Genomic DNA, 9801 nt, shown 5'->3' with positions numbered 1-9801 from the left:
CGGCTATGTGTCGCTGTTCAGCATGCTGATCGGTTTCATCTTTTGGTACAAAGGGCTGGCCGCGGGCGGGATCGCCGCCGTCGGCCAGCTCCAGCTATTGCAGCCGTTCTTCGGACTAGGCCTGTCGGCGGCGCTGTTGCACGAAACCGTCAGCCCCTTGATGCTGGCGGTCACGCTGGGCGTGGTGCTGTGCGTGGTGGGCTCGCGCAAATTTGGCCGCCAGCGGGTTGGCGCAGGGAGCCCGAGCCGTGATTGACCGCCCCGTCATCCGCCGTCCCGGGTCGCGGCGGCGTAACCGCCTTACCCGGGCTATAGCATGATAAACGGCTGGAGGTCGCGTCGCCGGGGAGGACGACCGTCTACACCGGCCGCGCGTACTGAAGCATCACCTGCAGCAGCACGTTGGCGCCGGCGGCGACGTGCTCCGGCGAGGCATACTCAATTTCGTTATGGCTGATCCCGTCCTTGCAGGGGATAAAAATCATCCCGGTGGGCGCCAGGTAGCTCATATACACTGCGTCATGCCCGGCGCCGGAGACGATCGGCCGCGCCGGATAGCCCAGCCGCTGCGCGGCATCGGCAATGGCCTGCTGGCATTCGGCATCGAACGGCGCCGCCGGATAGTGGCTTACCTGCTTCAGGGCCACCTGCAGACCGCTCTCCCGCTCAACCTCCGCGATAAACGCCCGCAGCTGGCGATCCATCTCGTCCACCAGCGCATCGCTGAGATTGCGCATATCAATGGAGAAGGTGACCTCCCCGGGCACCACGTTGCGGCTGTTGGGCCACACCTGCACGCTACCGACCGTGCCGCGTCCCTCTTCGCTGCGCCCGGCAATGGCCACCACTTCCTGCATAATGCGGGTCGCCACCTGCAGGGCATCCTGACGCAGGCGCATCGGCGTGGGTCCGGCGTGCGAGGCCTGGCCGGTGACCACGCAGTCGTACCAGCGGATCCCCAGCACGCCCTGCACGATACCGATGGTTTTCGCTTCATCTTCGAGAATCGGCCCCTGCTCAATGTGCGCCTCAAAATAGGCGCCGATGGGATGGTCCCCCGGGGTCTGCTCGCCGATATAGCCGATCTGCTCCAGCGCCTCGCCGACGCTGACACCCTCTTTATCCGTGACGGCCCAGGTCTCTTCCAGCGGGAAGACGCCGGCAAAGACCCCGGAGCCCATCATCACCGGTACAAAGCGCGACCCCTCTTCGTTGGTCCAGAACACCACCTCAATCGGCGCGTCGGTGGCAATCTGCAGATCGTTGAGCGTGCGCACCACCTCCAGCGCCGCCAGCACGCCGTAGTTGCCGTCAAATTTGCCGCCGGTGGGCTGGGTGTCAATATGGCTGCCGGAGACGATGGGCGGCAGGCCGGGGTTGCGGCCTTCCCGGCGCATAAACACATTGCCGATTTTATCGATGGTGACGTTCATCCCGGCCTCCCGCGCCCAGCCTATTACCTTGTCCCGCCCCTGGCGGTCGAGGTCGGTGAGGGTCAGACGGCGGCAGCCGCCCTTCGGCGTGGCGCCGATCTGCGCGAGATCCATTAACGACGCCCACAGGCGGTCGCCATTGATGCGCCAGCCGGTGGTGTCGGTCGCGGGGGTAAAAAGTACATCACTGCTCATGGTAGTCTCCTGACATCAAGGTCGCCGCCAGCGTAACCGGCGGTGGGAATGCGCTATCAACGCCTGGTCTTCATCCTGTATGGTTTTTTGCCGCCGATCAGACGGCCAGGGCCTGGGCGTTAGCGTCAATCGCCAGCTCGCGCCAGCGGTGGCAACTCACCGCGTGGCGCTCCGCGACGGATTCCGTCGGCGGCAGACTCTGCTCACAGACCGGGCGACGGTGCGGGCAGCGCTCGGCAAAGGCGCAGCCGGGCGGCAAGCGCGCCAGATCCGGCGGCGCGCCGGGAATGCAGTGCAGGGCATCACCTTTCTTAAGCCCCTCTTTCGGCCGACTGCCCAGCAGCACCTGGGTATAAGGATGGCGCGGGTGGCGCAGGATCTCGCTCATCGACGCTTCCTCGACGATCCGCCCGGCGTACATCACCGCCACCCGGTCGGCGATCTCCATCGCGGCGCCGATATCGTGGGTCACAAACACGATCGACAGCCCGCGCTGCTTTTGCTGCTCGCGCAGCAGGATCAGGATCTGGATTTGCACCGTGGCGTCGAGGGCGGTGGTCGGCTCATCCGCCAGCAGCAGCTTCGGGTTACAGGAGAGCGCAAGGGCGATCATCGCCCGCTGGCGCATTCCGCCGGACATCTCGTGCGGGTAAGCATCCAGCCGCCGCTCGGGGCTGGGAATGCGCACCTGGCGCAGGGCCTCCAGCGCCCTGTCCCGGGCCGCCTGGCGCGACAGCCCTTCGTGGCGGCGCAACCCTTCAATAATCTGCTGCCCGACGGTGTAGACCGGATCGAAGGCCAGCAGCGGCTCCTGAAAAATCATCGCGCAGCGTCCGCCGCGATAGCGCCGCAGCTGGCTGGCGCTCATCGTCAGCACCTCGTCATCCCCCACCTGCAGGGTGCCGGAGAGCTCACTGCTCCCTGGCGGGTGCAGGCGCATCAGCGCCCGCAGGGTCACGCTCTTGCCGGAACCCGACTCGCCAATCAGCGCCATCACCTCCCCCTTTTGTACCTCAAAGGAGACTCCATTGACCGCGTTGATGGTCTGCCCGTCGCGGCGAAAGACGACCCGCAGGTCGCGCACATGGACAAAGGCGTTATCCGACATGGCTGACCTCCTTAAGGGGGATGCTTTGATGCCAGGGCGAGGCCGGCTGCGCCATCAGGCAGGCGCTCTGGTGCCCCTCCCCGACCGCCTCCAGCCGCGGTTTCACCTCGGCGCAGACCGCCTTCACATGCGGGCAGCGGGTGTGAAAGCGGCAGCCGCTCGGCGGCGCGATGGGGCTGGGGGGATCGCCGCTTAGCGGCGAGGTCAGGGTGCGGTTTTCCGGGTCCATGGAGGGCATCGAGCTTAACAGCGCCCGGGTATAGGGGTGGGCGGAGGCGGTAAACAGCTGCTCCGCCGGGCCAATCTCCACCACTTCGCCAAGGTACATGACGAGGATCCGATCCGACAGCCAGCGAACCACGTGTAGATCGTGGCTGATGAACACGTAGGTCAGCTCGAGAGTCCGTTTAAGCTCCTGCAGCAGCTGCAGCACCTGGGCTTCCACCGATTTATCCAGCGCCGACACAGCCTCATCGAGGATCACCAGCCGCGGCTTCATCGCCAGCGCGCGGGCGATATTCACCCGCTGCCGCTGGCCGCCGGAGAGCGCATGCGGGTAGCGGTCGGCAAAGCGCGCCGGCTCAAGGCCAACGTGCGCCAGCAGATAGCGGGCATATTCGCTGGCCTCTCTGGCGCTGACGCCGTGGACGCGCTGGCCGAAGGCGATGCTCTCCTCCATGGTCAGGCGCGGATTGAGCGAAGCATAGCTATCCTGGAAAACCATCTGCACCTGGCGACGGTAGGCTTTCAGCGGCAGACGTGACGAGCCGACCCCCTGTCCGTCGAAGATCAGTTCGCCGCTGTCCTGGGTGAGCAACTGCATCAGCAGCCGGGCGGTGGTCGATTTGCCGCAGCCCGACTCGCCGACCACCCCCAGGGTTTCGCCTTTCATCACCGTGAAGCTGATATCGTCCACCGCCTGCACCACCTCCCGGCCTTTGCCGCTGCGAAAGTACTTCAGCAGGTGATTGACCTTCAGCAGCGGCTGCGCCGGCCCGCCAAGGTCGATATTGATAAAGGGTTGCATCGCTTACTCCTTAATCGCCATTGCCGCACGCAGGCGGTCCGCGAGGATATTGAACGAAATGGAGGTGATAAAAATCATCAGGCCCGGCAGGGCGGCCACCCACGGCTGGGTATAGATTGCCGTGCGCAGCGTATTGAGCATCAGCCCCCACTCGGGCTCCGGCGGCCGCACGCCGAGGCCGAGAAACGACAGGCCGGAGGCGAGGATCATGCACACCGAAATCAGCCCGGTGGAGAAGACGAAGATCGGCCCGAGCACGTTGCCCAACACCTGGACGCGGATAATGGTCAACGCGCTGGCGCCAGTGGCCCGGGCGGCGTCGATATAGTCCATATGCCGCACCTGGGCGGTCACGCTCTCGGCAATCCGCGCCACCTGCGGGACAAACACGAGGGTCAGCGACAACAGCGCATTGCCGATGCCCGCCCCCAACGCTCCCGACAGCGCAATCGCCAGCAGGACGGAGGGAAAGGCATAGAACACATCCACGGTGCGCATAATCACGGTATTGGTTTTGCCGCCCGTATAGCCGGCGATAATCCCGATGGCCCCGCCGATAAAAAAGGCGAACACCACCGGGACAATTCCCATAAACAGCGACAGTCGGGTGCCAAGGATCAGCCGCGACAGCATGTCGCGTCCCAGCTCATCCGAGCCCAGCGGGAAGCCGTCGCTGCCGATGGGTTTCAGGCGCAGGAACATCGACGTTTGATAGGGATCTTTGACGATAAGCCACGGACCGAACAGCGCCAGGGCCAGCAGCAGGAGGATCACCACGCCCACCACCACCCCGCCGGGGTCGCGCAGTAGGCGGCGCAGCACGCCGCGCCAGTAACCTTGCCGGGAAGCGTGGGCCGCTGCGGCCGGGACCGCTTTCGTCGTTGCTGTATCCACCATGGTCAGCTCCTCTTAATACGCGGGTCGAGGGTGGTCTGCAGAATATCCACCAGCAGGTTGAGCAGCACGAAAAACAGCGCCAGCACCCAGATGGTGCCCTGCAGCAGGGGCAGGTCGCGCTGAAAAATGGCGGTATTGAGCAGCAATCCGGTTCCCGGCCAGGAGAAAACGGTCTCTACAAGGATCGAGCCGCCCATCAGATAGCCCACCTGCAGCCCCATCACCGCCAGCGCGGTGGGCGCGGCATTTTTCATGACATGGACAAAGATGCGCGACTCGTTGAGCCCGCGGGCGCGCAGGCCAACGATAAACTCCTGGCTGAGGATATCGGCCACCTGCGAGCGCACGGTGCGGGCGATAATCCCGGTCGGGATCACCGACAGGGTGAGGGCCGGCAGCAGCATGAACTGCAGGTGCGCCCAGTCCCATTGCCAGCCCACCTCGCCTATCGGCCCGCCGCCGGTGGCCGGCAGCAGCGCGAACTTGACGCTGCAGAGGATCACCAGCAGCATCCCCAGCCAGTAGTGCGGCACGCTGACGCCAAACACCGACAATACCGAGGCCAGACGGTCAATGACGCTGTTGCGAAAATAGCCAGCGACAAAGCCGAACAGGCTGCCGAGGACAAAACCGATCGCCGTCGCCAGCAGCGCCAAGCGCAGAGAGTAAGCCACCGCGGTCATCACTTCGTCTATCACCGGGCGGCCGGTGGCGACCGACATACCAAGGTCGCCGTGCAGCGCCCGCCACAGCCAGTGGATAAACTGCAGGGGCAGCGGCTTATCAAAGCCGTAAGCCTGCATTAATGTCTGACGCAGCGCCTCCGAGGCGTCCGGCGGCATCACCGACACCAGCGGGTCGCCCGGGGCGATCTGCACCAGCATGAAACAGATCACCGCCACCCCCAGCATGGTGGGGATAGCCAGCAGAATGCGGTATAGCAGCGTATTGATCATCGGTCGCCCCTTTCGCGATTACTCTTTTTTGCTCACCAGGCTGAGGTCGATAAACCAGCTCTGCGGTTGCACCACCCCGGTCACCGCAGGGGAAATCGCACGCGGCCCGACGTCGTGGGCGACAAACAGGAATGGCACCTGATCCACCAGCGCGGCGTGCAACTCACCGGCCGCTTTGTTCATCTCCGCCGGGGTAAAGGCGTGCTTGACGGCGGCGGCCAGCTTCTCCGTCTCCGGCGTGGAAAAGTAACCCCAGTTGGTCGCCACCGGCGGAAACGCTTTGGCCGTCGAGAAGCGGATCAGGCCAAAGTAAGGATCGTTAACCGCGGCGCTGACGTTGATCGCATCGATCCCTTTCGCCGAGGGGTCCCGGGCGCCCAGGCGCCAGTTGGTAAACAGGGTGTTCCATTCCACCACTTTGATATCCACATTGAAGAAGCAGCTCTTCAGGCTCTGCTGGATATACTCGTTCATCGGCAAGGGCTGCATCTGCCCGGAGCCGGAGGCCGAGGTAGCCACCGTGACGTGCAGCGGTTTGCTGGCACTGTATCCGGCCTCGGTCATTAGCTGGCGGGCGGCGTCCGGGTCATATTTGATCTGGAAGGTGGGTTTGCCATGCCACGGGCTGTCAGCCTCGTAGACCCCAGTGGCCTCGGTCATATAGCCGCCGAGGTAGCTCTTCAGCTCAGCACGGTTCAGACACAAGTTGGCCGCTTTGCGCACGCGGATGTCCTGCCACGGCGATCCTTTTTCAAAGGAGAACTGCCAGGGCCACAGATGCGGCTGGGTGTTGGCGTAGAGGTGAAAACCCTGAGACTTGATCTGATCGATGGCGTCCGGCGCCGGGGCTTCAATCCAGTCCACCTGCTTCGACAACAGCGCCGCGGTACGGGCGTTGGCCTCCGGCAAGGGGATCAGCACCACTTTATCCACCCGGGGAATGCGATCTTTGTTCCAGTAGTCGGGGTTTTTATCGAGGATCAGCTGCTGACGCGGCACCAGCTTCTCCAGTTTGAACGGGCCGCTACCCACCGCGTGGGCGGCGAAGGCGGTCCACGCCTGTTTGCTGCGCGCGGCGCTATCTCCCACGCTGGCCGGCACCGCGTCATACTGCTTCTGCCACGCCGTCGGCGAGACGATAAACAGGTTGGTGATGTTGTACGGCAGCAGCGCATCCGGTTCCGAGGTGGTCAGCGCCACGGTGTGGTCGTCAATTTTCTCTGCGCCGGTGAGGGTCGGCATGCGCGACAGGGTGTTGCCGATCTGACCCGGGGCGTACTGCGGCGCCGCTTTATTCAGTACCTTATCCACGTTCCAGACGATGGCGTCGGCGTTCACCTCCGTCCCATCATGAAACTTCACCCCCGGACGCAGGGTGAAAATCCAGCGGCTGGTATTCTGCGGATCGATGTGCCACTCGGTCGCCAGCCCCGGCACCAGACCGCTGGGCTTTTCACCTTGCGACAGATCCCACTCCACCAGCGCGTCGTACAGCGGGATGCCGGTAAAGCGGTTGCCCTCATAGCCTTGATCCGGCTGGCCAAGGGTTAATGGAATATCCGCGGCGGTCATGGCGATCCGCAGCGTGGAGGCGTTGGCAGGTAAGGCGGCGCCCGCCAGGGCCAGTGCGCCGCTCACCGCCACGGCGAGACGACCGGCACGCGAAAATAACGTCTTTTTGTGCATCACATGATCCCTGTTAAATAAAATGTCACGGATTAACAGGCAAAATGCGTACCAGCTCTTACGCGGACGAAAATAGGTCAAAACCGACCGGTAAAATAAGAATGACTTATATTATCACCATGATAATTATGGGAAAATAATTGCGCCTTATTCCGCCGCACCGCCAGCGGGAAATATGTTGCAGAATTGCACCAGCCGCTATATGGCAAATTTCAAATAATCACTCTGCGTCACTTTTTATTCATCCCCCGTCCACCGCCGCCGCGTATTCTCCGTCGGGATCAATCCCTTCTATACTTCAGGGAACACATCGACCGGGAGAGACTATGCCTTTAGCCGATTTTCACCGCTCCGATCCTTTTACCCTCGGTATCGAACTGGAGCTGCAGGTGGTGAACCCGCCGGGTTACGACCTCAGCCAGGATGCCTCGACGCTGATTGCCGACGTCCAGCATGAGCTGACCGTGGGAGAAGCCAAACACGACATCACCGAGAGCATGCTGGAGATCGCCACCGGGGTGTGCCGCGACATCAGCCATGCGCAAATCCAGCTCAGCGCCATCCAGCAGGCGGTCCAGCGCGCGGCGCTGCGCCATCATCTGCAGATCTGCGGCGGCGGTTCCCACCCCTTTCATGCCTGGCAGCGCCAGCAAATCAGCGATAACCCGCGCTATGTCAAAACCGTCGAGCATTTTGGCTATCTGGCACAGCAGTCGACGGTCTTTGGCCAGCATGTGCACGTCGGCTGCCAGAGCGGCGATGACGCCATCTATCTGCTGCATGGCCTGTCGCGCTTTGTACCGCACTTCATCGCCCTTAACGCCGCCTCGCCGTGGTTTGACAGTACCGACAGCCGTTTCGCCTGTTCACGCCTGAACCGCTTCTCCTCCTATCCCGACAACGGTCCGATGCCGTGGGTGGCCGACTGGCAGGGGTTTCGTCGCCTGTTCCGCCAGCTGAGCTACACCAGCATGATCGATAGCATGAAGGATCTGCACTGGGATATTCGCCCCAGCCCGCAGTTTGGTACCGTCGAGGTGCGGGTGATGGACACCCCCCTGACCCTTGCCCAGGCGATCCACATCGCCGGCTTTATTCAGACCCTGGCCTGCTGGCTGTTGACGGAGCGTCCTTTTAAGCACCAGCCTGATGATTATCTGCTGTACCCCTTTAACCGCTATCAGGCCTGCCGCTACGGGCTGGACGGGACCCTCACCGACGTGCGCAGCGGGGAGCAGCGCAGCATCCGCCAGGAGATCCTGCAGCTCGCCGACCGGCTGGCCCCTTTCGCCCATCAGCTGAAGGCGACTGCAGCGCTGGAGGCGGTGGTTCGCCAGGCGAAATCGCCGCACAGCGAGGCGCAGCAGATGCGCGACTTTATCGCCAACGGCGGTTCGCTTTCCGGGCTGGTGCAAAAACACTGTGAGATTTGGGCGGCATAAGGCAGCGAGGCGGGTATACTCGGCGCAGACTATAGAAAGGACTGCCCATGTTATTACGTTGCCTGCTCCCTCTGGCGCTGCTGCCCCTGGCCGCCGTCGCCAGCGCCGCCTGTACCCTCACCGACCCGACGCTGACCCTGCAGAGCTATCGGGTGGATGCGCAGAAAGAACGCATTGCGATGTACTGGCAGGATCGGCACGGCAAAGCCTGGGGTTCCCTGCGTTCGCTGCTGGCGGGTATCGATGGCGACGGCCGGGTGCAGATGGCGATGAACGGCGGCATTTACGATAAGGCCTACGCGCCGCTGGGGCTGTATATCGAAGACGGCAAACGGCTGACGCCGGTAAACCGCTCCGCCGGCGGCGGGAACTTCTTTATCCGCCCCGGCGGCGTATTCCTGGTGGAAAACGGCCGGGCGAAAATCGTGCCGCTGCCGGCGTACAAACCCTCTCCCGCCATCCGCTATGCGGTGCAGTCCGGCCCGATGCTGATTGAAAATGGCGTCATCAACTGGCGACTGAAGCCCTCCGCCAGTTCGCGCAAGCTGCGCAACGGGGTTGGTATCGATAAGCAGGGCCGGGTGGTGTTTATGCTCAGCGATCGCGAGACCAACTTTTACGATTTTGCCTGCTATGCGCAGTCAAAGCTTGGCGTGCGGCAGATGCTTTATCTCGACGGCACCCTGTCGAAGATGTACCGCAAAGGCGGCAGCGTGCCGTGGCAGTATCATCCGTTCGTGACCATGATAACGGTGGAGAGAAAATAGCGGGCGCATTTGGGGGCGGCCATTCCAGCCAGGAGAGTGAATAAATTAACGACAGGCCGGGCAAGGTATTGCCGCCGTGCCCGATGTCCTTGCCCGGTGGCGCTGCGCTTACCGGGCCTACAGAGTCTGTTCGCTATGGTGTGGCTCCTGAAATCTACGGGCGTGCAGCAGGGCTGATTCCCGCTGAAATCGGCGAACCGAAGGTCGGCAGATAAGGCGGGGCTCACGCCCAAACGCAACGTGAACGCAAAACCCACCCTCACCCTACCCCTCTCCCAAAGGGAGAGGGG

At 63.0% G+C, this 9801-nt stretch carries 9 protein-coding genes; 3 read left to right on the top strand and 6 right to left on the bottom strand.

Annotated features, from left to right (window positions below; all coding sequences use genetic code 11):
* On the top strand, positions 1 to 256 hold a 256-nt coding region (locus tag KHQ23_RS25825; protein WP_211777064.1), incomplete at its 5' end, for an EamA family transporter.
* Positions 257 to 359: 103 nt separating this feature from the next.
* On the opposite strand, the gene KHQ23_RS25820 is transcribed toward KHQ23_RS25825, so the two are convergent.
* The 6 genes from KHQ23_RS25820 to KHQ23_RS25795 all read right to left on the bottom strand — a co-directional run bounded on the left by KHQ23_RS25820 (position 360) and on the right by KHQ23_RS25795 (position 7302).
* Positions 360 to 1628: a Zn-dependent hydrolase gene (locus KHQ23_RS25820; RefSeq protein WP_032434167.1), complete on the bottom strand. Its 1269-nt coding sequence runs from the start codon at positions 1626 to 1628 to the stop codon at positions 360 to 362.
* Positions 1629 to 1725: 97 nt separating this feature from the next.
* Positions 1726 to 2736 (bottom strand): ABC transporter ATP-binding protein, encoded by a 1011-nt coding sequence (locus tag KHQ23_RS25815; protein ID WP_073553757.1) that lies wholly within the window; start codon positions 2734 to 2736, stop codon positions 1726 to 1728.
* The gene (locus KHQ23_RS25810) at positions 2726 to 3763 is read right to left on the bottom strand and encodes an ABC transporter ATP-binding protein (protein ID WP_047694454.1); all 1038 of its coding nucleotides are present in this window, start codon (positions 3761 to 3763) and stop codon (positions 2726 to 2728) included. The genes KHQ23_RS25815 and KHQ23_RS25810 overlap by 11 nt, the downstream gene beginning before the upstream one ends.
* A 3-nt stretch (positions 3764 to 3766) precedes the next feature.
* Positions 3767 to 4660: an ABC transporter permease gene (locus tag KHQ23_RS25805; protein ID WP_008805546.1), complete on the bottom strand. Its 894-nt coding sequence runs from the start codon at positions 4658 to 4660 to the stop codon at positions 3767 to 3769.
* A 2-nt stretch (positions 4661 to 4662) separates the two neighbouring features.
* A complete protein-coding gene (locus KHQ23_RS25800; RefSeq protein ID WP_004178910.1) occupies positions 4663 to 5616 on the bottom strand; it encodes an ABC transporter permease in 954 nt (317 codons plus the stop codon).
* Positions 5617 to 5634: 18 nt separating this feature from the next.
* Positions 5635 to 7302 carry an ABC transporter substrate-binding protein gene (locus tag KHQ23_RS25795; RefSeq protein WP_004191441.1) on the bottom strand — a complete coding sequence of 556 codons (1668 nt, stop codon included), beginning with the start codon at positions 7300 to 7302 and terminating at the stop codon, positions 5635 to 5637.
* A gap of 326 nt (positions 7303 to 7628) precedes the next feature.
* On the opposite strand from KHQ23_RS25795, the gene KHQ23_RS25790 reads away from it, so the two are divergent.
* Together KHQ23_RS25790 and KHQ23_RS25785 are read left to right on the top strand one after the other, a co-directional pair.
* On the top strand, positions 7629 to 8744 hold the full coding sequence (locus KHQ23_RS25790; protein WP_211776810.1) for a YbdK family carboxylate-amine ligase: 1116 nt from the start codon (positions 7629 to 7631) through the stop codon (positions 8742 to 8744).
* Between the two features lie 47 nt (positions 8745 to 8791).
* Positions 8792 to 9511 carry a phosphodiester glycosidase family protein gene (locus KHQ23_RS25785; protein ID WP_004176956.1) on the top strand — a complete coding sequence of 240 codons (720 nt, stop codon included), beginning with the start codon at positions 8792 to 8794 and terminating at the stop codon, positions 9509 to 9511.
* Positions 9512 to 9801 lie beyond the last annotated feature (290 nt).

Origin of the sequence: Klebsiella sp. 64 (assembly GCF_018223915.1) — a bacterium.
Classification (GTDB): domain Bacteria; phylum Pseudomonadota; class Gammaproteobacteria; order Enterobacterales; family Enterobacteriaceae; genus Klebsiella; species Klebsiella pneumoniae.
The sequence above is the reverse complement of the archived record's forward strand: the minus strand, read 5'-3'. Positions and strand labels throughout refer to the sequence as shown.